Source organism: Clostridium isatidis, from assembly GCF_002285495.1.
Lineage (GTDB): Bacteria > Bacillota > Clostridia > Clostridiales > Clostridiaceae > Clostridium > Clostridium isatidis.
Genome location: NZ_CP016786.1, coordinates 742,805 through 765,213 on the forward strand (window position 1 = coordinate 742,805; position 22,409 = coordinate 765,213).

Annotated in this window: 19 protein-coding genes, 1 pseudogene and 1 other annotated feature; of the genes and pseudogenes, 13 read left to right on the plus strand and 7 right to left on the minus strand. The window is 27.8% G+C overall.

Annotated elements, in window-relative coordinates:
• Window positions 1-81: 81 nt before the first annotated feature.
• Complete coding sequence (locus BEN51_RS03520; RefSeq protein WP_119864712.1) at window positions 82-1,248, minus strand: iron-containing alcohol dehydrogenase; 1,167 nt, start codon at window positions 1,246-1,248, stop codon at window positions 82-84.
• Window positions 1,249-1,365: 117 nt separating this feature from the next.
• Window positions 1,366-2,034: pseudogene (locus BEN51_RS03525) on the minus strand (aldehyde dehydrogenase family protein).
• 177 nt (window positions 2,035-2,211) lie between these two features.
• On the opposite strand from BEN51_RS03525, the gene BEN51_RS03530 reads away from it, so the two are divergent.
• The 6 genes from BEN51_RS03530 to BEN51_RS03555 all read left to right on the plus strand — a co-directional run bounded on the left by BEN51_RS03530 (window position 2,212) and on the right by BEN51_RS03555 (window position 8,778).
• Window positions 2,212-2,484, plus strand: a complete 273-nt coding sequence (locus tag BEN51_RS03530; protein ID WP_119864713.1) for a metal-sensitive transcriptional regulator — start codon at window positions 2,212-2,214, stop codon at window positions 2,482-2,484.
• A 96-nt stretch (window positions 2,485-2,580) separates the two neighbouring features.
• Window positions 2,581-2,837: a binding site (T-box leader), on the plus strand.
• Window positions 2,838-2,903: 66 nt separating this feature from the next.
• Window positions 2,904-3,917, plus strand: a complete 1,014-nt coding sequence (gene asnA / locus BEN51_RS03535) for an aspartate--ammonia ligase (protein WP_119864714.1) — start codon at window positions 2,904-2,906, stop codon at window positions 3,915-3,917.
• Window positions 3,918-4,046: 129 nt separating this feature from the next.
• The gene (locus tag BEN51_RS03540) at window positions 4,047-5,675 is read left to right on the plus strand and encodes an IS1182 family transposase (protein ID WP_119864407.1); all 1,629 of its coding nucleotides are present in this window, start codon (window positions 4,047-4,049) and stop codon (window positions 5,673-5,675) included.
• A 318-nt stretch (window positions 5,676-5,993) separates the two neighbouring features.
• Entirely contained in the window at window positions 5,994-6,182 is a 189-nt protein-coding gene (locus tag BEN51_RS03545; RefSeq protein ID WP_119864715.1) for a ferredoxin, read from the plus strand.
• A gap of 192 nt (window positions 6,183-6,374) precedes the next feature.
• Entirely contained in the window at window positions 6,375-7,610 is a 1,236-nt protein-coding gene (gene glyA, locus BEN51_RS03550) for a serine hydroxymethyltransferase (protein ID WP_119864716.1), read from the plus strand.
• 208 nt (window positions 7,611-7,818) lie between these two features.
• Window positions 7,819-8,778 carry an RsmB/NOP family class I SAM-dependent RNA methyltransferase gene (locus tag BEN51_RS03555; protein WP_119864717.1) on the plus strand — a complete coding sequence of 320 codons (960 nt, stop codon included), beginning with the start codon at window positions 7,819-7,821 and terminating at the stop codon, window positions 8,776-8,778.
• A 43-nt stretch (window positions 8,779-8,821) separates the two neighbouring features.
• Here the strand turns inward: BEN51_RS03555 and BEN51_RS03560 are convergent, their stop codons facing one another.
• Window positions 8,822-9,925 (minus strand): amidase domain-containing protein, encoded by a 1,104-nt coding sequence (locus BEN51_RS03560; protein WP_236906250.1) that lies wholly within the window; start codon window positions 9,923-9,925, stop codon window positions 8,822-8,824.
• Between the two features lie 151 nt (window positions 9,926-10,076).
• Between BEN51_RS03560 and BEN51_RS03565 the strand changes: the two genes are divergently transcribed.
• The 3 genes from BEN51_RS03565 to ymfI are packed head-to-tail and all read left to right on the plus strand — an operon-like array spanning window position 10,077 to window position 12,684.
• Window positions 10,077-10,994, plus strand: coding sequence for a metallophosphoesterase (locus tag BEN51_RS03565; RefSeq protein WP_119864719.1), 918 nt, complete (start codon window positions 10,077-10,079; stop codon window positions 10,992-10,994).
• Entirely contained in the window at window positions 10,994-11,929 is a 936-nt protein-coding gene (locus tag BEN51_RS03570) for a dipeptidase (RefSeq protein ID WP_119864720.1), read from the plus strand. The genes BEN51_RS03565 and BEN51_RS03570 overlap by 1 nt, the downstream gene beginning before the upstream one ends.
• Window positions 11,930-11,940: 11 nt before the next feature.
• The gene (gene ymfI / locus BEN51_RS03575) at window positions 11,941-12,684 is read left to right on the plus strand and encodes an elongation factor P 5-aminopentanone reductase (RefSeq protein ID WP_119866564.1); all 744 of its coding nucleotides are present in this window, start codon (window positions 11,941-11,943) and stop codon (window positions 12,682-12,684) included.
• Window positions 12,685-12,811: 127 nt separating this feature from the next.
• On the opposite strand, the gene BEN51_RS03580 is transcribed toward ymfI, so the two are convergent.
• Window positions 12,812-13,246, minus strand: coding sequence for a hypothetical protein (locus BEN51_RS03580; RefSeq protein WP_119864721.1), 435 nt, complete (start codon window positions 13,244-13,246; stop codon window positions 12,812-12,814).
• A 183-nt stretch (window positions 13,247-13,429) separates the two neighbouring features.
• Between BEN51_RS03580 and BEN51_RS03585 the strand changes: the two genes are divergently transcribed.
• Together BEN51_RS03585 and BEN51_RS03590 are read left to right on the plus strand one after the other, a co-directional pair.
• A complete protein-coding gene (locus BEN51_RS03585) occupies window positions 13,430-15,616 on the plus strand; it encodes a DNA topoisomerase III (protein WP_119864722.1) in 2,187 nt (728 codons plus the stop codon).
• 299 nt (window positions 15,617-15,915) lie between these two features.
• Window positions 15,916-16,125 (plus strand): hypothetical protein, encoded by a 210-nt coding sequence (locus BEN51_RS03590; protein WP_119864723.1) that lies wholly within the window; start codon window positions 15,916-15,918, stop codon window positions 16,123-16,125.
• 73 nt (window positions 16,126-16,198) lie between these two features.
• Here BEN51_RS03590 and pflA read toward each other — a convergent pair whose 3' ends face one another.
• Together pflA and pflB are read right to left on the minus strand one after the other, a co-directional pair.
• The gene (pflA, locus tag BEN51_RS03595) at window positions 16,199-16,918 is read right to left on the minus strand and encodes a pyruvate formate-lyase-activating protein (protein WP_119864724.1); all 720 of its coding nucleotides are present in this window, start codon (window positions 16,916-16,918) and stop codon (window positions 16,199-16,201) included.
• Between the two features lie 21 nt (window positions 16,919-16,939).
• The gene (gene pflB, locus BEN51_RS03600; RefSeq protein ID WP_119864725.1) at window positions 16,940-19,114 is read right to left on the minus strand and encodes a formate C-acetyltransferase; all 2,175 of its coding nucleotides are present in this window, start codon (window positions 19,112-19,114) and stop codon (window positions 16,940-16,942) included.
• A gap of 427 nt (window positions 19,115-19,541) precedes the next feature.
• Here pflB and BEN51_RS03605 point away from each other — a divergent pair, with 427 nt between their 5' ends.
• Window positions 19,542-19,985 carry a hypothetical protein gene (locus BEN51_RS03605; protein WP_119864726.1) on the plus strand — a complete coding sequence of 148 codons (444 nt, stop codon included), beginning with the start codon at window positions 19,542-19,544 and terminating at the stop codon, window positions 19,983-19,985.
• 108 nt (window positions 19,986-20,093) lie between these two features.
• Entirely contained in the window at window positions 20,094-20,741 is a 648-nt protein-coding gene (locus BEN51_RS03610) for a hypothetical protein (RefSeq protein WP_119864727.1), read from the plus strand.
• A gap of 234 nt (window positions 20,742-20,975) precedes the next feature.
• Here the strand turns inward: BEN51_RS03610 and BEN51_RS03615 are convergent, their stop codons facing one another.
• Window positions 20,976-22,370 carry a HAMP domain-containing sensor histidine kinase gene (locus BEN51_RS03615; RefSeq protein WP_236906251.1) on the minus strand — a complete coding sequence of 465 codons (1,395 nt, stop codon included), beginning with the start codon at window positions 22,368-22,370 and terminating at the stop codon, window positions 20,976-20,978.
• Between the last annotated feature and the right edge of the window lie 39 nt (window positions 22,371-22,409).

Consider the following 22,409-nt stretch of genomic DNA (forward strand, 5'->3'; position numbering starts at 1 on the left):
TACAAATTTTTGTATCACCTTTTTAATAATTTAACCAAGCTATATGGTAATTATAATAAATATATATAGTATCAATTAATATTAAAGTGCAAGTTTTAATATCTGACTTGCTTCATTAGCTCTTATTTCAATAAAGTTGCCAGCATGCTCTCTGTGTGCTACTAGTTTATTAGCCATTTCCTCTATATGTGAATCATCAATATTTACATGACTTAAGCGTGTAGGAAGCCCTATTTCTGTAAAGAAATTTTCTAAGGCTGTTATTCCTGCTAATGCAGTTTCTTCAAGATTATTTATATTAATATCAATGTTAAAAACTCTATTAGCAAATTGAGCAAATCTATTTATATTTCTTTTATAAACAAATTTCATCCATGCAGGAAATACTATTGATAAACCTGCACCATGAGCAATATCATATATACCGCTTAATTCGTGTTCAATATCATGAGATGCCCAATCTTCAATTCTTCCCATACCTAAGGAACCATTATGAGCAACCATTCCAGCTAACATAATTTCTGCCCTAGCATTGTAGTCCTTAGGATTATTATTTAATCTTAATGCATTTTCTATTATTGCTTTCATCGTTCCTTCACAAAGTCTATCTGTTAAATCAACATTTGCTTCATTTGTAAAATATCGCTCCATTATATGAGCAAACATATCAGCAATACCACAAGAAGTTTGATATTTTGGTAAAGTAAAGGTAAGTTCTGGATTCATTATTGAAAATATAGGTCTTAACTTTGGATGGCCAGTGCTTCTTTTATATAAACCTTCTTCGTTAGTAATAACAGTTCCTGAACTTGTTTCGCTTCCTGCAGCTGGTATTGTTAGAATAGTAGCAACTTTTAAACAGTTATGTTTTATTGGTGTACCTAAGAATAAATCCCAAACATCTCCATTATAATTGACACCAGCAGCAATAGCTTTTGAAGAATCAATAACACTTCCACCACCAACAGCTAATATAAAATCAATATTATTCTTTCTGCATATTTCAATACCTTTACGTACAAGAGAGACTCTTGGATTTGGTTTTACGCCAGGAAGTTCCACAAAGTCAATTCCAGCCTCTCTTAATGATCTAACAACTTTATCATAAAGTCCTGTTTTTTTTATACTTCCCCCACCATAGTGAAACAATACTTTATTTGTATATTCTTTTAATAAAGAACCGACTTGTAATTCAGTATCTTTTCCAAATATTATTTTAGTTCCATTTTGATAAGTAAAATTTTTCATTTTAAACCTCCAATTTTTCAAAAAGTTTTTATTATTTGATTATCTTTTTTATTAAGTTAATTTTATTTTTGTAAGGTGCAAATCTTAGAGGTAGTTCAAAGAGGGTAATTCTTTTAACTATGGCTTTTTCGATATTTCATCTATAGAAGTAAATTCAATAATAGGAAGAATTGGGCCAAAAATTTCCTCTTCTAAAATTGGACTATTTTCTTTAATGTTGATTAATATAGTTGGTTCTATATATAAATCCTTTTCATCAATTTTTCCACCCCAATATATAGCTCCATACTCTAAATAGGATTTAACTCTATCTAAAGAAGTTATATTAATTATTCTAGGTAAATCAGGACTATTTTTAGGAACATTTCCATACTGCCTGATTACTTTATTCTTTAAAGCTTCTAAAACCTTATCTTTTATTGATTTTTCAACTAGAATATAATCTGGGGCTATACATGTTTGACCTGCATTTAAAAATTTTCCTCAGACAATTCTTCTGCAAGCTAAATCTATTTTAGCATCTTTATCTATTATGCATGGACTTTTTCCACCAAGTTCTAAGGTTATTGGAATTAAATTATCAGCTGCTTTTTTTATAATTATTTTTCCAACTCTAGGACTACCAGTAAAGAATATATAGTCAAACTTTATTTTTAGAAGTTCTTCTATAGTTTCTTTGCCACCTAAGGGATTTATTACTCTAATATATTTGCTGTCAAAAGTATTATTAATTAATTTTTCTAATAATAACGAAACATTAACAGTATGCTCAGAGGGCTTTATCATTATGCAATTACCTGCAGATCTGTTATAGTATTCATTTTATTCTTCTAAAATTATATAAAAATATTATACCTTATTTTTAAGAAATGATAATCAATAAATAGAGTAGTATTTTGTAAATAAATTAGATATAATAAAGTATATACCCCGTATTGGTATAATAATATAGGGAGGTTAATAATGGAATTAGAAAATGATAAATTAAAAAAAGATATTATTCTTAGATTAAAAAGAATTGAAGGACAAGTAAAAGGAATTCAAGGAATGATGGAGAAAAATGTTTGTTGTCCAGATGTACTTGTTCAAATATCTGCTATAAGATCAGCAATAAACAAAGTTGGTGGTTTAACCATTGAGTATTATGCTAATAATTGTTTAGGAATAGAGAAAGATTCAAAAGAACAAGAAACATTAAAAGAATTAATTAAAACAATAAACACCTTTGTAAAATAAAAAAATAAAGAAAATATAAAAAAACTATTTACAACTTAAAAATTAGATGATAATATAATGAACAAGAAATTTAATGAGAATTTAATAAGCTATTATTAAAATGCAATGAAGAGAAGAAGTAAAATTAATGATCCTTTACAGAGAGTTCTATTATAGCTGAGAGTAGAATAAGGTAGTTAGTTTGAATAACATCTCGGAGCTGTACTCCCAAAGATAACAACCAGTAGGCAGTACCGGGTTCACCCGTTATAGTGATAGAGTATAAGATTATTAAAATCCGTACTCGAAGAGACTATTATTGTGAAATGATAGTAAATTAAGGTGGCACCATGGAATATACTTCCATCCTTATATATTTTTATATAAGGATGGAAGTTTTTTTATAAAAAAATTTAGTAAATTATAAAGGAGGAATTCAAATGAAAATCGAAGGAATAATAATACCAAAGGACTACAAAAGTGACACAACATTAATTGAAACAGAAAAGAACATTAAAAAAATCAAGGACTTCTTTGAAAGGAAGTTATCTGAAACTCTTAACCTTGTTAGAGTATCAGCACCTTTGTTTGTAGAAGGAGAAAGTGGAATAAATGATAACCTAAATGGGGTAGAAAGACCAGTTAAATTTGATTTGCTTGCAACTGGAAAGGAAGTTGAAGTTGTTCATTCCTTAGCAAAATGGAAAAGATATAGTCTTTATAGATATGGTTTTAAAGTAAACGAAGGTTTATACACAGATATGAATGCAATAAGAAGAGATGAGGAATTAGACAATTTACATTCAATATATGTTGATCAATGGGATTGGGAAAAAATAATAAGAAAAGAAGATAGAACCATAGATACTCTTAAAGAGATTGTTAGATCAATATATAAAGTACTTTTAGCAACAGAAAAATTTGTAAATACTGAATTAATTAAAGCTGAAAGTAAACTTCCTGAAGATATATTTTTCATAACTACTCAAGAATTAGAGGATTTATATCCGGATTTAACACCAAAAGAAAGAGAAGATGCAATTTGTAAAGAGCATAAAGCAGTATTTGTAATGCAAATAGGAGATAAGTTAAAATCAGGAGAAAAACATGATGGAAGAAGTCCTGATTATGATGATTGGAAACTAAATGGAGATATATTATTATGGTATCCACTATTAGATAGAGCTTTTGAATTATCTTCTATGGGAATAAGAGTTGATGAGGAAGCTTTAGATTATCAACTTAGAGTATCAAATAGTGAAGATAGAAGACAATTAAAGTTCCATAGAATGCTTTTAAATGGAGAACTTCCTTATACAATAGGTGGTGGTATTGGTCAATCAAGAATATGTATGTACTTCTTAAACAAAGCTCATATAGGTGAAGTTCAAGCTAGTGTTTGGGACGAAAAGAATTTAAGTATATGTAAAGAACATGGTATTGAGCTGCTATAAATAATTTAAATATTAAAAAAATAATTAATAAGGGGCTGTCGCACTAAATAATTAGTGTGAAGCTCCTTTTTGATGAAAAAAATAAATCCCAGACTTTAAAAGTCTAGGATTTATGGTAAAATATTTTTCATGCCTATAAAAAAAATCTTACGAAAAAATTATACTTTAAATCAAAAGGTTTATCAACTAAAACTTCCTTTTGATATTGATTGCATAATTCCAAGTAATGATTCTGTGCGATTACTAAGCCAGTTTGTAGAGGAGATGGATTTGACTGAGCTATATTCTACTTATTTTAGAATAAGAGAAAATCAAGTATCGCCCATGAAAATGCTGAAAATTATGCTATACGCTTATATGAATGGAATTTATTCTTCACGTGATATTGAGCTAGCTTGCCGTAGAGATATAAATTTTATGTTTTTACTAGAAGGGGCTTCCGCTCCGGATCACTCAACATTTGCAAGGTTTAGAAGTTTACATTTCGCCCCATGTTCTGAAAAGATTTTAGCTGAAATGACTAATTTTCTTTATAAAATAGGAGAAGTATCAGGTAACAACATATTTATTGATGGTACTAAAATAGAAGCTTGTGCAAATAAATATACTTTTGTTTGGAAAAAAGCTGTTACAAAAAACATGGCAAAGTTATTAATTAAATTAGCCGACCTTGTAAAAGAATCTGAAGAACTTTATGGAATTAAATTAATTTATAAAGATAAAGTAGAAATTAAACATGTGAAGAAGCTAAGAAAAAAGCTTTATGAGTTGAAGAGATCAGAAGGTATAGAATTCGTCCACGGATGTGGTAAAAGAAAAACTACACTACAAAAGTCTATAGAAAAACTTGAAGAGTATCTTTCAAAATTTAAAGAATATAATCAGAAAGTGTACACTTGCGGTGATAGAAATAGCTATTCAAAAACAGATACTGATGCTACATTTATGAGAATGAAGGAAGATGCTATGAAAAATGGACAACTTAAACCTGCTTATAATGTACAACATGGAGTAGATTCAGAATACATTACTTGGCTTACGGTAGGGCCTCAGCCCACAGACACAACGACTCTAATACCATTTTTAAAAACTATGGAGGAACATTTAAATTTTAAATACTTAAAAATTGTTGCTGATGCTGGATATGAAAGTGAAGAAAATTATTCTTTTATTGAAGATAATAATCAAATAGCATTTATTAAACCTGCTAACTACGAATTATCAAAAACGAGAAAATATAAAAATGATATTGGTAAAATAGAAAATATGGATTATAATCCTGAAAATGATATTTTCATATGTCAGAATGGTAAAAAGTTAAAAATGGAAGGCGTAAAATTAAGAAAATCAAAAACAGGATATGAAAGTGAAAAAACAATTTATACATGTGAAGATTGTAGTGATTGTAAATATAAAAGCAAATGCATTAAAGGAAATAATTGCAAAACACCTTTAGAAGAAAGAACTAAAAAATTTGAAACCTCAAAAAAATTTAATCGTCAAAGAAAAGAAGACTTAGAGAGAATAATTAGTGATGAAGGTTGCTTGCTAAGAATGAATAGGAGTATTCAAGCAGAAGGTTCCTTTGCGCAAGTTAAACAAGATATGAATTTTAGAAGGTTCATGTGTCGTGGACAAAGAAATGTTTTAGCCGAAAGTACATTGCTTGCAATGGCTCATAATATAAATAAAATTCATAGAAAAATCCAAGCAGGCCGAACTGGACAACATTTATTTGAAATAAAGAAAACTGCATAATTAATTTTAAAAAAGTCTTTTTTCTTAGGCTTATTAAAGTGCGCCTTTTTTAAGAAATAATTTTATTTTGTCAGCAAAGATTCGAATCTTCTCTTTTTATTGAAAAATAGGAGCTGTCGCTAGCGTTTTTTTCACCCGCTAATGCGACAGCCCCTTCATAAAAACTTAGAAACTTTATATTTATAGTGGATACAAATGTTTTCAAGGTGATTATTAGTTAATAAAAATTATTGACAAAAATAAATAATTATTTAATAATATAAATATATTAAATACACATTAAACTTATTGTTTAATAAGTTTTAAGGAGGAAAATAAATGAAGGCATTCGTTGATCAAAATACATGTATATCTTGTGGACTATGTGAAGGTATATGTCCAGAAGTATTCTCATTAGAAACTGGTGTATCTCAAGCTATAGAAGGAATAATTCCAGCAGAATATGAAGATGCAACAAGAGAAGCTTGTGATGGGTGTCCAGTAACAGCTATTTCAATAGAAGAATAATTTTGTTGAAAAATCTGTTATATGATAGGTAAAAAAGATGATGAAAAGTTAACTTTTCATCATCTTTTTTATATTTATCTATGAAAATTTATACAAATGTTTTGTAAAAATAAATATAAAATATAAAATATTATTTGATTATTATTGAATTTATATATATAATTTTACTAAAAAGTGAAAAGGGTGATAATGATGAACTTTGAAGAAGTTTCCAAAAGAGATAAAGAAATATTTGAATTAATTGAAATGGAATTAAAAAGACAACAAACAGGAATAGAACTTATTGCTTCTGAAAATTTTGCTTCTAAAGCAGTAATGGAAGCTATGGGTTCATATTTAACTAACAAGTATGCTGAAGGATATCCAAGTAAAAGATATTATGGCGGATGTCATATAGTTGATCAAGTCGAAGAATTAGCTAGAGAAAGAGCTAAAGAACTTTTTGGAGCAGAACATGCCAATGTTCAACCTCATTCAGGATCTCAAGCAAATATGGCTGTTTATATGTCGTTTCTTGAACCAGGAGATACAGTTTTAGGTATGGATTTAAGTCATGGTGGTCATTTAACTCATGGATCAGGAGTTAACTTTTCAGGAAAATTATTTAATTTTGTTTCCTACGGAGTTAATAAGGAAACAGAAACTATAGACTATAATGAAGTTAGGGAAATGGCATTAAAGCATAAGCCAAAGCTAATTGTAGCTGGAGCTAGTGCATATTCAAGAATTATAGATTTTAAGGCTTTTAGGGAAATTGCAGATGAAATAAATGCATATTTTATGGTAGATATGGCTCATATTGCTGGTCTTGTAGCAGCAGGTGAACATCCTTCACCAGTACCATATGCAGATTTTGTAACCTCTACAACTCATAAAACTTTGAGAGGACCAAGGGGAGGATTAATTCTTTGCAAGGAAAAATATGCCAAGCAAATTGATAAATCAATTTTTCCAGGAATTCAAGGAGGACCATTATTACATATAATAGCTGCTAAAGCTGTATGTTTTAATGAAGCATTAGAGCCTGGTTTTAAAGAATATATAAAACAAGTTGTTTTAAATTCAAAAACTTTAGCAAAAGAATTACAAAATCATGGGTTTAAAATAGTATCTAATGGAACCGACAATCATTTAATATTAGTTGATTTAACTAATAAAAATATTACAGGAAAAGATGCCGAAATATTATTAGATTCTATTGGAATTACAGTAAATAAAAATACTGTTCCAAATGAGACAAGGAAACCTTCTATAACTTCTGGAATAAGAATAGGAACTCCTGCAGTTACTACAAGAGGATTTGATACTGAAGATATGAAAGAAATAGCTTCAATAATAAATGATGCTTTATCTAATGAAGAAGTCGATATTCATAATTTAAGAGAAAGAGTTAATAAGTTGTGTAATAAACATCCTTTATATTTTTAATTAAATATTATTTAAAAAGTTTGAATATTAAGGCTAAATAAAATGATATGCTTAATAAGCTAAGAGTAGTTTTGAATACTCACTATATGCTTATTTTACATATCATTTTTATTTTAGCTAACTTATATATGAACTTTAATATAATCCCTCTGCATAATGTGAAATTTTAAAAAGTAATATATTATTATGAAGGTTTAGGAGGGGTTTAATGTCTATTAAAGAGATTAAAAATAATTTGCCGGAGGAGTTTATTGAAATATTAGAAGAGATTTATTCAAATGGGCAGTTGGACAAGATTTATTCAAGTTTTACTAATGGCAGATATACAAGTTTTAGAGTTAATAGATTAAAAGGAAATGTAAGTGAAGTTGTAAATGAACTAAATAATAAGAAAATAAAGGCTGTAAATTGTTCTTTTATTAAAAATGCTTTTATAGCTAAAGGAGTTAAGGAAAGAACCTTAAGAAAATTAGAGATTTACAAGCAGGGTAAAATATATGTTCAAAATATATCTTCAATGCTTCCTCCTTTATTTTTAGAATTAAAAGAAAATACAACTATACTTGATATGTGTGCAGCTCCAGGAGGTAAAAGTTTGTTTATAGCTGATTTAATAAATAATAAGGCTACGATTCTAGCAAATGATATAAATGAAGTACGAAGGAAAAGATTAGAATATAATATAGAAAAACAGGGAGCCTCATCAGTTATAGTTTTAGGCACTGATGGAAGAACTATTGGTAAAAGATTAAAAAATTATTTTGATAGAATATTATTAGACGTACCTTGTAGTGGAGAAGGAATAATTACTTTAAAAAAGAATAAAAAGTATCTTTCTTGGAATATGAAAAAAATATTATCTTTTGCAAAAATGCAAAAAAAGTTATTAGATAGCGCCTATAATGCACTAAAACCGGGTGGAATTATTGTATATTCTACTTGTACACTAAATCCATTTGAAAATGAAAATATTATAGAGTATGCATTAGATAAATATAAGGATTTAAAATTAGATAAAATAGATTTAGAATTAAAAAATACCAGAAGAGGTTTAACTAGATATAAAGAAAAAATTTATAATAAGGAAGTCGAAAAAGCTATAAGAATAATACCAAATGAATATATGGAAGGATTTTTTGTAGCAAAATTAGTAAAAAGAAATCAGTAATAAGAAATAGGTTAGGGCTATAAAAACCCTAACCTAAAATATTTTATAAGTGTACATGTATTAAATGAAAGGTAATATTATCATTACTCCAGCCTAAGTCATAAGGAACCAAAAGTCTATCTGTATTATGGCAGGTTACTAAAGGATACCCTTTTGAATCTAAACCAGTAACTGTTGAAACATGAGTGATTCTACCTTTTTTTTCATAGGCAACAATATCTCCTGGACGTAGATTAAAGGCTGCTTTGTAGATTTTTGAATAAGGTCCTTTTGCTATATAAGAAGCTTTACCACTGCTTATAAGATAGTTTTTAAAGCCTTGTGCATTAAGCCATGCTTTAGTTCCTTCATTGTTTGCGTAGTTCCATACTGAATTCTTTTTAAATCCTGCTCCTTCATGCAAAATTTGTGATGCAAAGTTTGCACAATCTCCTCCGTCAGGATTATGATTTTTATATTTGCTGTTGTATTTAAATAAAAATTCCTCATCATAAGAAATACCACAATATTTATGAGCATATTCAATAACTTTTTGAACCCTTTCATTAGGAGTATAATTAGGTTTAGTTTGAGCTAAGATGTATTGACTTATTTCATCAGATTTAATTTTCTTTTTATTTAAAGAATCAGCAAAAGGGTCTGTATACCATTCTTTGGTAATAATATATCTATCGCCAACTTTCTTTAAATTTATATAATGATCAGTTCCAATTCTAAAAGAATTATTTACATCAGGATTATCGATATAAGAATAATTATATTTAGTTGCTACGTTACAGGTTACTCCGAAGAGATTTGGTTCTCTTTCTCTAACCTTTCTTATTTTAATTATTGAAGATATATTATTAAATTTTACTGCTTGCTTTTCAGACCAATTTATTAAGTAGTCTGTTTTTTTAACTTCATATTCATAAGCCCATAAACTCACTTTAATATTAAGATCATAAAATTCCTTTAAATTATCATAATCAGCAGATAAAATTGTTACATTTCTTTTAGAAAATAAATCTTCCAATAAAATCTTAAATTCTTCCTTAAGTTCAGCTTTATCAGCATCTTCATAAGCATAGGATTTGGTTGTTGGTATCAGAGAGAAAATTAAAATAAACAATAAAGTGAATGAAATAAATTTATTTTTAAAATTCACTAGTTGTCCCCCTTTCACAAGATTTAATATTAGTTTGTACATTTAATAATATTTTTATCTAAATCTTAAAAATAATTTCAAGGATATTTATAACAAGATTTTTATGTTAGTCATATATTGAAATATTAAAAGATTGTATGATGAGGAGTTTATGAAAAATTTATCTAAAGTATATAAAGAAGCAGCAGAAATAAAATTTGATTATAAAGATAATTTAGTTTTTATTTCAGATGTTCATAGAGGAGATGGAACGATTTTTGATTCTTTTATACAAAATAAAAATATTTATAAAACTGCCTTAGCTTATTATTATAAAAGAAATTTTACTTATGTTGAAAATGGAGATGGAGATGAGCTGTGGAAAAATAAGGATTTTTCTGAAATAGCTTATTCTTATAATGATATATTTAAAATTCTAAATAAATTTAAAGAAGAAAATAGAATTTATATAATTTATGGAAATCATGATATAATAAAAAGCGAAGAAAATTTTTATATAAGTCAATACAAGATTTTAAAGAAATGGGGCCGCCATTATGGAAAGGAGTTCTTAAGTTTTATTAAGGATTTAACCTTCTATGAGGGAATAAAGTTTAAGTTCACTCCAATAAATGAAGTTATTTTTGTCTTTCATGGACACCAACTTGATACAATGAATTCGAGATATTGGAAATTATCAAGATTTTTAGTAAGATATCCTTGGAAATTTCTAAATGGAATTGCAGGTTTTAAGGATCCTACTAGTCCTGCCAAAAACAATAAAAAGGGGAGTAAGATAGATAAAAAATTAGAAAAATTGGCAGAAGAGAATAATATAATGATAATTTGTGGACATACTCACAATAGCAGAATGCCTAAAACTACAGAAACAGCTTATTTTAACGATGGCTGTTGTGTTCTACCTTATGCAATGACGGCTATAGAAATTGAAGAAGGAAAAATATCTTTAGTAAAATGGATTATTGAAACAGATGAAGCAGGAATTCTTAGAGTGGTAAGAAGGAAAATATATGGACCTAAGAATTTAGAAACTTATTTTATGAAAATAAAAAATAAAGGAGAAAAATAATGAATTCAATAGATTTACATTGTGATACAGCCATTAGATTATTATATGAAAATTTAGAGTTAAGAGATAGTATATGTAAAGTAGATATAAATAAATTAAAAAAAGCAGGGGCTTTAGCTCAGGTTTTTGCTCACTTTGTAGAGTTAAATTTAGTAGAAAATCCCTATGAAGAATTTAAGAAAATCAATAAAAAATTAATGGAGGAAATTGAGAAAAATTCTGATGAAATTGAAGTTGTTACTAATTTAGATGAAATGTACAAAGCAAAAGCAAATAGTAAAATAGGAGCTTTTTTGTCTATAGAAGAAGGAGAAGTTTTAGAAGGAAAAATTGAAAGACTAAAAGAGGTTTATGATTTAGGAATAAGATTTATTACCTTAACCTGGAATTTTGAAAATACTATAGGATATCCTAATATTAATTTTAAATATAAAGATAGAGGATTAAAGGATAAAGGAAAAGAATTAGTTCTTGAAATGGAGAAGCTTGGAATAATTCCAGATTGTTCTCATTTATCGGATGCTGGTTTTTATGATTTAATTGATATATGCAAAAAGCCATTTGTAGCAACCCATTCTAATGCAAGAGCAATAACTAATCATCCAAGAAATTTAACAGATGATATGATAATAAAGCTAGCGAATAAAGGTGGCATAATGGGTCTTAATTTTTGTTCTGCTTTCTTAGGTGAAGCAAAAGTTTCTACTATAGAATCTATGTTGGCCCATTTGAAACATATAAGAAATATTGGAGGAATTGATGTTATTGCTTTAGGAACTGACTATGATGGGATAGAAAATGAAGTTGAAATAAAGGATATAGGAGATATAGGTATATTAAGAGATATATTATTGAAAGAAAAATTTACGAATACAGAAATTGATAAAATATTTTATAAAAATGTAGAAAGAATGATTAAAGAGTGTTTAAAATAGTAGGTGATAAAATGGTAAACTTACAAGGCAAAGTAGCTTTAGTTACAGGGGCTTCTAGGGGTATAGGTAAAGCTATTGCTTTAGAATTAGCAAAGTCTGGAGCAACTGTTGTAATTAATTATTCAAAGGATGATAATGGAGCAGAAACAACTTTAGCAGAAATTATCGCTATTGGAGGATATGGGAAACTTATAAAAGGAAATATTGGAGATGCTAAAAGAGCAAAAAAAATAATAGATTTTGTTATTCAGGACTTTGGAAAAATAGATATTTTAGTTAATAATGCTGGAATATCTATTGTGGGATTATTTATGGATTCCACAGAAGAAGAGATAAGCAATATAATAAGTACTAATCTTTTGGGGGCGATTTATTTAAGCAAGTATGCATTACCTCATATGATTAAAAGAGGTTATGGAAACATAATAAATATTTCTTCAATGTGGGGAGAAGTCGGAGCTTCTTGTGAAGTTTTATATTCTACTACAAAGGGAGGAATAAATCTATTCACTAAATCTTTAGCTAAAGAAGTTGCTCCTATGGGTGTTAGAGTGAATGCAATTGCACCAGGAGCTATAAATACTGAAATGAATTCTTTTTTAAGTGAAGAAGATAAATTAGAATTAGAAAGGGAAATACCAGTAGGAAGATTTGGGGAAACAAAAGAAATAGCAAAAGCAGTTTTATTTTTATGTAATGATGAGTGTAAATATCTGACGGGACAGGTAATTAGAGTAGATGGAGGGATGATTTAAAAGTAGTAAGTACTATTAATTTATAATGTAAAATTATAATTAAGCTTTAAACTACTTAAAAGTTCTAAAATTTATAAATAGTGTTAATATAAAAAGCTTTCAATTCAAATAATTGAAAGCTTTTATATTATATGGTTTGTCCTTTTTTGCCTCTTTTATATTTCTTAGTTTTTAAATTTTTATATGTTTTCTTAATAAAATGAATTAATAATCGTATAAATATGTAAATAGAGAATACATATATAAAGCCATATAATCCATAAGCTATATCAGCAAATTCCATATTTCCTCTATTAGTTAATTTTTGCTGTATTTCTATAGCAAAGACTATAACTACCATAACTGTTATAGTATAAATGAAAGATATTGCTGTTATGCTATATTTTGAAAGCCATTTAAATAAAACTTGGGTAAAAGCAAAGATTGCCATACCAACTATTGCCATAAAGATAAAATGCAGCTGCTTATCATTTAAAGAATATCCGCCCACATTAATAAAATCTAATACTGCATCATGTAAATCATTTATAAAGTTTGCTGTTAGTTTTAATAATTTTACCATTTTATCATCCCCCAAGATATTTTATGTGTTATTATATCATTAAATAAAATATTTGCCAAATACAAGGTATCGTAAGATTAGGTTTACATAATGAAATAAATTGGTTATAGTTTAAATACTAGAAAAAATTTATAAAGAGAGTATATTAATTAAAATTACTCATAAAGAGAAAGGAATTAAAATATGGGAAAATCACTAGTACTAGCGGAAAAGCCTTCTGTTGGTAGAGATTTAGCAAAGGTTTTGAAATGTAATCAAAATAAAAGAACATATATAGAAGGAAATAAATATATTGTTACTTGGGCTCTTGGGCATTTAGTAGGCCTTCAAGATCCTGAAGCTTATGATGATAAATATAAAAGTTGGTCAATGGAAACTCTTCCAATGCTTCCAAAGAACATGAAACTTACTGTTTTGAAAAAGACTTCAAAACAGTTTTATGAAGTAAAAAAATTATTAAATAGAAATGATGTAGATGAAATAATTATTGCAACAGATGCAGGTCGTGAGGGTGAACTTGTAGCAAGGTGGATAATAGAAAAAGCTGGAGTAAAAAAGAAACCAATAAAAAGACTTTGGATTTCTTCCCAAACAAATAAAGCCATATTAGAAGGTTTTAAAAAGTTAAAGGATGGAAGAGAATATAATAATTTATATAAGGCGGCAGTATGCAGGGCGGAAGCTGACTGGATAGTAGGACTTAATGCAACTAGGGCTTTAACTTGTAAATATAATGCCCAATTATCTGCTGGAAGAGTTCAATCTCCAACCCTGGCTATGATAGTTGATAGGGAAGAAGAAATTAAAAACTTTAAACCAGAAGACTATTATACTTTAAATGTTAAAGGAAATAATTTTACATTAAATTGGGTAAATAATAAAGGCAACTCTTCAATATTTAATAAGGAATTTGCTGATTCCTTAGCGGCTAAAGTTAAAGGTCATGATGGTGAAGTAGTTGATATAACTAAGTCAAATAAAAAGAAATATTCACCTGCCCTTTATGATTTAACTGAACTTCAAAGAGATGCAAATAAATTTTGGGGATATTCTGCAAAACAAACTCTTAATATTATGCAAAGGCTTTATGAAAATCATAAATTATTAACTTACCCAAGAACAGATTCAAGATATATTAGTTCGGATATTGTTCCAACAATTCCTGAAAGGCTAAAGGCTATTGGAATAGGTGAATATAGAATTTATGCTGAAAAATTACTTAAGGAAGGGGTAAAGGCAAACAAAAACTTTGTTGATAACAGCAAAGTAAGTGATCACCATGCTATAATTCCTACAGAAGAAAGAGGAAATACAGCTAACTTAAGTAGTGAGGAGAGACATATTTATGATTTAGTAGTAAAGAGATTTTTAAGTGTAATGCTTCCTCCCTATGAATATGAACAAACTAATTTAAAGGTATTAGTAAATGGAGAAACATTTACTGCCAAAGGCAATATTACTAAAAATAAGGGCTGGAAAAAGTTATATGAAAAAGATAATTTAAATGAAGTGGAAAACAGCCAGGAGCTTCCTACTTTAAATAAGGGTGATAAGATTAAAATTTTACAAGTTAATTTAGTTAAAAAGCAAACTACACCTCCAGCAAGGTTTGATGAAGCAACCCTTCTATCAGCTATGGAAAATCCAAATAAATATATTGCAGTTTCAAAGGACGCAGCTAAAACACTAAATGAAACTGGAGGCCTTGGAACAGTTGCAACTAGAGCTGATATTATTGAAAAATTATTTAATTCCTTTGTTATAGAGAAGAGAGGCAAGGAAATAGTTCCAACTTCAAAGGGAAAACAGTTGATAGAATTAGTACCAGCAGAGTTAAAATCACCACTATTAACGGCAAAATGGGAAAATAAATTAGATAAAATAAGCAAAGGAAAAGAAGACCCAAGTACTTTTATAAAGGAAATGAGAAATTATGCCATTGCCTTAGTGGAAGCAATAAAACAAGAAAATAGCAAATTTATTCACGATAACCAAACGGGAAGGAAGTGCCCTAACTGCAGTAAATATCTCCTTGAAGTTAAGGGGAAAAATAGCAGAATGCTTGTGTGTCAGGATAGAGAATGTGGCTATAAGGAAAACTTGGCTAGATTTACAAATGTTAGATGTCCTGAATGTAAGAAAAAGCTTGAACTTAGAGGAGAAGGGGAAGCTAAGATATATGTTTGTGTAGGAGCTACTTGTAATTTTAGAGAAAAAGCATCGCAGTTTGAAAAAAGATTTGATAAGAATGATAAAGTGAATAAAAAGGAAGTTAATAAGATAATAAGGAAAATAAAAAAGGAAGCAGAAGAATTTAATAACAATCCTTTTGCTTCTTTACTTGGTAATTTAAATTTAGAAGATAAATAAATATTAAAAGATATGGAATGTATAGTGTAATATAAACACTAATTCCGTATCTTTGTATTTTTGAAGAAATATTAAAAAATACAACGTATTAACCATATTGGTTAAAATTGTATTATAATATATTTATAGTATTCTATGAGGATTAAAAATAAATTTAAAAGGGGATTGAAATTTATGTATGATTTTATGCAGAGGGTTATAGTAAAAAATTTAACTAATGATAGTTTAAGCAATATTAGTATAAGTCATGATGGTAAAGTGAACGGTAATTATAAAGTCTTATAAAGGAACTTAAACCTATGGAATCTAGGGAGGTGCAATTATATACACTTGGAGCCCGGGAAGCATGTAATTTAATTTTATCTTATATTTATAAAAATGTAAGTAATACTGTTATTGTATATAATAAATTAAATGGTAATGATTTAAGGTTAATTATCCTTGAATTAAGAGATAAAAATGGTGAAATAGCTATTAATACAATAGTTGATAATAGGTTATGGATATAAAATAAGATTTAAAATAAAAGTAGGAGGATTGTACCATCTATTTTATAAGATGGTACTTCCTCCTACTTTTATTTTAAATGCTATTATTGTAGAGAATTTTTTCTAACTCTTGGCATTTATCTCTATCCATTGGTTTTAATCCTTTTAACCTATAGTCAATTCCAAGTTTGTTATATTTTTCTTCGCCCATAGTATGATAAGGTAGAAGTTCAATTTTTTGAACATTTTTAAAAGTAGATTTTATGTATTTAGATAGATTTCTAATATGTTCTTCATCATCAGTTATTCCAGGAACAACTACATGTCTTATCCATAAAGGAGTATTTGCTTTATATAGTTCTTCTACAAAGGCTTTATAACTATCCATAGACCTTCCAGTAATTTTTTTATACTGATCTTCTTCATGATGTTTTACATCTAATAGAACTAAATCTGTATATCTTAATATTTCTGCATAGTTACCTAAACCTACACCAGATGTATCTAAAGTAGTATGAATATTATTCTCCTTACAAAGCTTAAAAAACTCTAGCAAAAAAGCAGGCTGCATTAAAGGATCTCCACCGGAACATGTAACTCCACCACCAGATTTTTCAAAAAAGGCTTTATAACGAAGGACTTTTTTGAATAAGTCCTTCGCATCTATTTCATAGCCTCCACTAACATTCCATGTATCGGGATTATGACAATAGGAACATCTTAAAAGGCAGCCTTGAAAGAATATTACTGTCCTTATTCCTGGACCATCTACCAAGCCCATTGTTTCAATTGAATGAATTCTTCCTTTTGTCATAATCATTTCTCCTTTACATTATTATATTTTTTCGTGGAATGTTCTGCTTATAACTTCTAATTGTTGTTCTCTTGTTAATTTAATAAAGTTAACTGCATATCCAGATACTCTTACAGTTAATTGAGGATATAATTCTGGATGTTCTACTGCATCTAATAACATGTCTCTATTTAATACATTTATATTAATGTGATGTCCTTCGTTTTTGAAGTAACCATCTAATAGAGAAGTTAAATTATTTATTTTTGTTTCTCTTTCTTTACCAAGAGAATTTGGTTCTATTGAGAAAGTATAAGATATTCCATCTTCACAATGATCATATGGAATTTTAGCTACTGATAAGCAAGAAGCTAAAGCACCATTAGTGTCTCTATTATGCATTGGGTTTGCACCAGGTGCAAAAGGTTCTCCAGCTTTTCTTCCATCAGGAGTTGCACCAGTCTTTTTACCGTAAACAACGTTTGAAGTAATTGTTAAGATTGATTGAGAGAATTTAGCATTTCTATAAGGATGTTGTTTTCTTATTTTGTTCATTAATTTTTCTACAACTTCTACTGCAATGCTGTCAACCCTGTCATCATCATTACCGTATTTAGGGAATTCGCCTTCAATTTCAAAATCAACAGTTATTCCTTCTTCATTTCTAATTGGTCTTACTTTTGCATATTTTATAGCACTTAATGAGTCAGCTACTACAGAAAGACCTGCTATACCTGTTGCTAATATTCTTTCTACATCTTTATCGTGTAAAGCCATTTCTAACTTTTCATAGTTATATTTGTCGTGCATATAGTGGATAATATTTAATGCATCAACGTAAGTTTTTACTAACCAATCCATGGCTTTATCATAGTTTGCCATAACCTTATCATAATCTAAAATTTCGTCAGTTATAGGATCTAAGTTAGGAATAACGTGAGTAAATTTCTTTTCATCTACTCCGCCGTTGATAGCATATAATAATGCCTTAGCTAAGTTTGCTCTTGCTCCAAAGAATTGCATTTGTTTTCCTATTTTCATAGCAGAAACACAGCAAGCAATTCCATAATCGTCACCAAACTTAGGTCTCATTAAGTCATCATTTTCGTATTGAATAGAACTTGTGTCAATAGAAACTTTTGCGCAGAAGTTCTTAAAGTTTTGAGGAAGCTTTTCTGACCATAATACAGTTAAGTTTGGTTCTGGAGCAGGTCCTAAATTATAAAGGGTATTTAAGAATCTGTAAGAAGTCTTAGTAACAAGAGTTTCACCGTTATTGTTCATACCACCAATTGATTCTGTAACCCAAACTGGATCTCCACTAAATAATTCATCATATTCTTTTGTTCTTAAGAAACGAACTATTCTTAATTTGATAATAAATTGATCGATTAACTCTTGAGCTTCGCTTTCAGTTAGTATTCCTTTTTTAATATCATTCTCAATGTAAATATCTAAGAAAGTAGAAACTCTTCCAAGAGACATCGCAGCACCATTCTGTTCTTTTACTACAGCTAAGTATGCTAAATACAACCATTGCACTGCTTCTTTTGCATTTTCAGCAGGTCTAGATAAATCGAAACCATATATATTTCCAAGTTCTTTTAATTCTTTTAAAGCCTTTATTTGTTCAGATATTTCTTCTCTTAATCTAATTGTTTCTTCATTAATTGTTGTAATAGAGTCTTTTTCTTTAATTTTTTCTTCAATTAAAGTATCAACTCCATAAAGAGGAACTCTTCTATAGTCACCAATGATTCTTCCTCTACCATAAGCATCTGGAAGACCAGTAATTAAGCCAGTAGTTCTTGCGTTTCTTATATCTTGAGTATAAACATCAAAAACACCGTCATTATGAGTCTTTCTATACTTTGTGAAAAATTCTTCAATGTTCTTATCTAACTTTTTGCCATATAATTCAACTGATTTTTTTACCATTCTTATTCCACCGAAAGGCATCATAGTTCTCTTTAGTGGTTCATCAGTTTGAAGTCCTACTATTAATTCAAGGTCTTTATCAATATAGCCTGGACCATAAGCAGTTATTGAAGCTAGTGTCTTATCATCAACAATTGGACCAGTTTGATTTTCCTTCTTTAATAACTCTAGTACCTTGTTCCAAAGTGCTGTAGTTCTTTCTGTTGGACCTGCTAAAAAGCTATCATCTCCATAATATGGTGTATAATTTTTGTCAATAAATTCTTTAACATTTATCATGTTTGTACCTCCTTTAAAATAATGTATATTTTAAATACTCTTTAACTAAATTATAACATAAATTCTTATAAATAATAGTAGGATTTTGAATTATTTAGCAAAAAATATAGCAATCAGATAGAATAATAATATCATAGAAAGAATAAAAAACAAATATAAATTTTGCTAAAATCAAGTATTAGTGCGATATTAAGAATATTAAGAAAATTGAAAAAATTTAAAATAAGATTGTTAAAACTTAGACTAAGTATAATGATTACAATAAAAGAAAAGGTCATAATGCTTTATAGTGGTATTCATTTGATTGCCTTTTTTATTGTAAAAAATAAATTAAAAGTTATTAAAAAATTGTTAATTATTTTTATTAAAAATATGTGATATAATATAGAATGTTAGCATAAAATGGAAAATGTTAGGAGGGAAAAATATGGCAGTTGCATTTAAAGATATTAATTTTAGCCGACTTGTGGACAAGTTAAGTCCTTGTTGTTTATCAAAAGAAACATGTGGTGTTTGTGATAGAAAGAATTGTTTAGTTGGTTATGGTACTGAATGTATAAAAGAGTGTATGATTAATAAAGTTACTTATGTAATGAATGGCTATGAAAATATTCCTATTACAGATACTAAGGTATATGATAAGGAAAATATTATGAATGGAATTATAGATATCCTTAAGCTTTGTAAAAACTGTAAAGAAAATCATTTTAACAACTGCATTGTTAATATTTTAAGAAGCTGCTATGAGGTAATATTATTAGGAGAAGAAAAGGATTATAAGGGAAGTGCTCTTCTTTATATAAATGATTTAAAGGCTTCTAATCCTGAAATAGCTGATGAATTATTTAAAAGATATATGACTAGAGAATAAATGTAATAAAAAATTAATTTTTTAAAAGAAAAAAAATATTTATTTTTAAATCTGATGTTTTTATAATATTTTCGTAAAAAGATTTCGTAATGAAATTGGGGGAAAAATATGATAAAAATAGATTTAAAAATTGACCAAGGTGTTCCGCAGTATGGATGTAGCTCTTGTTATAATTGCAAAAGTGAATTTGGAAAAAGTCTTTGTGAAATAAAAAATAGGGGATGCTGTTCTTATTTCCCCAAATTTAATTTGTATGATATTCATAAGATGGTAAAAGAAGAAGAAGGCATGGAAACCCTAAAGAGAATACTAGCTTTACCAAAAGTAGAAATTAATAATTATTATATACATGCAAAAGGATATTTTGATGAAGAAGGTTACAACCTTTATAAAAATAACGGAGAATTAGATAATTTTAAGGTAAGAGATAAAACTATTTTTTTTAGAGCATGTCCATTTGTAAAATCAGGAGAGGGTTGTACAATAAAAGCAAAATATAGAAGTTATGTATGTAATTTTTTCATATGTGAAGAAGTTGTAAATCAAATAAAAGATAATGAAATATTTAAGCTTTATGAGGAAGAAAGAGATAGACATGTTAAATGGATTAGTTGGGAAAATACCGCCCTTGAATATTATTTTATATCAGAAAAGCTTAACTTAATAAAGAATTTTAATGAAATAATAAATATTTTAAAAGAAATGCCTTTAAGAGAATATGAATATAGGGCTTTAGAGGCAATAGAAATAGATTAAGAATAATTAACTTCCTGTTTTATTATAACTTATTTATGTTATAGCAAAACAGGAAGTTTTTCATGGATTTAACCTTGATTGTTTGTAGATTTTACTTGATTATTTCCTTTGTCTTTGTTATTAGTATTTCTATTTTTATCAGTGTTGCTTTTATTATTTTTATTTCTGTTATATTGAGAACTGCTCATAAAATCACCACCTTATGGTGGTTATTATTTGTTGAAAATTATAAAGTTATTCATATTCTTCATCAAATTTAGGTTCTTCAGCCTTTTTTAATGTAAATTTAAACATTACACCATCATCTGTATTTGATAAGGAAAATTTACTTTCATGTAAGCTTAATATTCTATCTACTATTGCAAGACCAAGACCGCTGCTATTTTTATTTTCTGATCTTCTTCTAGATTTATCTAATTTATAGAATTTATTAAATAAATTTTCTATTTCATATTCGGGAATATGAGAACCTTTATTTTCTATTGATATTTCAACTAAATTTTCTATAGTTTTAACTTCTATGATAACATCATTATAACTATTTGTATATTTAAAAGCGTTACTTAAAAGGTTTGTCATGACTTGATCTAGTTGGAAACTATCACCAATTACATAACAGTATTCTAAGTCAGTATTTAAAATTAAATTAATATTCTTTGATGCATATTCAAGAGAAAACTTTTTTATTAATTTTTGAATTAACCTTAATATATTAAATTTCTCTAAAATTAATTCTGTAGTTCCGGATTCTAGTTTTGATAATTCTAACATATTAGTAACTAATTTATCCATCTTTTTAGCTTCATCTATTATTGTTTCTAAATATATATTAATATCTTTACCTTTTGCAATACCGTCTCTTAAACCTTCAGCATAGCCTTCAATTATTCCTATAGGAGTTTTTAAATCATGGGAAACACTTGCTATAAAATCTTTTCTTAATTCTTCTATTTTACGTTTTTTTTCAATATCTTCTTGTAGCTTCATATTTTTTTGCTTTAAATCTTCTAAAGAACTTTCTAAGGAAGAAGATAAAAAGTTAAGAGTAGTAGCAAGATTTCCGATTTCGTCATCAGATTGGACTTCACATTTAACTGAAAAATCTAAGTTAGACATACGTTTTGCAACATTATTAATTTTTACTAAAGGTTTAGTAATTAAATTTACATATATAAGTGTTAAAATTAATCCTAATATTAAAAAACCATTAAATAGGTATATGTAAAATTCCTTTATTACATCTGTAGCTTCTCTTATTGGCTGCATGGAGGATACAGCTACAATTATGGAATCATTGAAGGAGTTTAAGGACATAGGTGTTATTGTACCTATTTTAGTAGTCTTAGTAAAAGCATTTTCAAAAATTGTAGTTTTTGATTTGCCGTTTTCTAATACTTCATATATTAAATCTTTATTGTTTATTAATTCAGCACAGAAATAGGTTAAAGTTTGAAAATCGTCAGTATTTTTATCATAATTAGGTAGAAATTTAAACTTTCCGTCTAAGGAAAGAAGGGCAATTTTAGAGTTAGTATCTTGTTCAAATCTAAATAAAGCTTCATTAAGAAGTTTTTCATTTGATACTTGATATGAATAAAGTTCGCTAAATTTTTTAGTTTCTTTAATCATTTCTTTTACTTTCTTATTTAAATAAAAATCTTGAAAAAA

Bases quoted from the DNA above. Each gene is read 5' to 3' on its own strand.
- BEN51_RS03520 (WP_119864712.1), bottom strand. From the start codon at position 1,248: ATGAAAAATTTTACTTATCAAAATGGAACTAAAATAATATTTGGAAAA.
- BEN51_RS03530 (WP_119864713.1), top strand. From the start codon at position 2,212: ATGGAATTAGAAAATGATAAATTAAAAAAAGATATTATTCTTAGATTA.
- asnA (WP_119864714.1), top strand. From the start codon at position 2,904: ATGAAAATCGAAGGAATAATAATACCAAAGGACTACAAAAGTGACACA.
- BEN51_RS03540 (WP_119864407.1), top strand. From the start codon at position 4,047: ATGCCTATAAAAAAAATCTTACGAAAAAATTATACTTTAAATCAAAAG.
- BEN51_RS03545 (WP_119864715.1), top strand. From the start codon at position 5,994: ATGAAGGCATTCGTTGATCAAAATACATGTATATCTTGTGGACTATGT.
- glyA (WP_119864716.1), top strand. From the start codon at position 6,375: ATGAACTTTGAAGAAGTTTCCAAAAGAGATAAAGAAATATTTGAATTA.
- BEN51_RS03555 (WP_119864717.1), top strand. From the start codon at position 7,819: ATGTCTATTAAAGAGATTAAAAATAATTTGCCGGAGGAGTTTATTGAA.
- BEN51_RS03565 (WP_119864719.1), top strand. From the start codon at position 10,077: ATGAAAAATTTATCTAAAGTATATAAAGAAGCAGCAGAAATAAAATTT.
- BEN51_RS03570 (WP_119864720.1), top strand. From the start codon at position 10,994: ATGAATTCAATAGATTTACATTGTGATACAGCCATTAGATTATTATAT.
- ymfI (WP_119866564.1), top strand. From the start codon at position 11,941: ATGGTAAACTTACAAGGCAAAGTAGCTTTAGTTACAGGGGCTTCTAGG.
- BEN51_RS03580 (WP_119864721.1), bottom strand. From the start codon at position 13,246: ATGGTAAAATTATTAAAACTAACAGCAAACTTTATAAATGATTTACAT.
- BEN51_RS03585 (WP_119864722.1), top strand. From the start codon at position 13,430: ATGGGAAAATCACTAGTACTAGCGGAAAAGCCTTCTGTTGGTAGAGAT.
- BEN51_RS03590 (WP_119864723.1), top strand. From the start codon at position 15,916: ATGGAATCTAGGGAGGTGCAATTATATACACTTGGAGCCCGGGAAGCA.
- pflA (WP_119864724.1), bottom strand. From the start codon at position 16,918: ATGACAAAAGGAAGAATTCATTCAATTGAAACAATGGGCTTGGTAGAT.
- pflB (WP_119864725.1), bottom strand. From the start codon at position 19,114: ATGATAAATGTTAAAGAATTTATTGACAAAAATTATACACCATATTAT.
- BEN51_RS03605 (WP_119864726.1), top strand. From the start codon at position 19,542: ATGGCAGTTGCATTTAAAGATATTAATTTTAGCCGACTTGTGGACAAG.
- BEN51_RS03610 (WP_119864727.1), top strand. From the start codon at position 20,094: ATGATAAAAATAGATTTAAAAATTGACCAAGGTGTTCCGCAGTATGGA.
- BEN51_RS03615 (WP_236906251.1), bottom strand. From the start codon at position 22,370: ATGATTAAAGAAACTAAAAAATTTAGCGAACTTTATTCATATCAAGTA.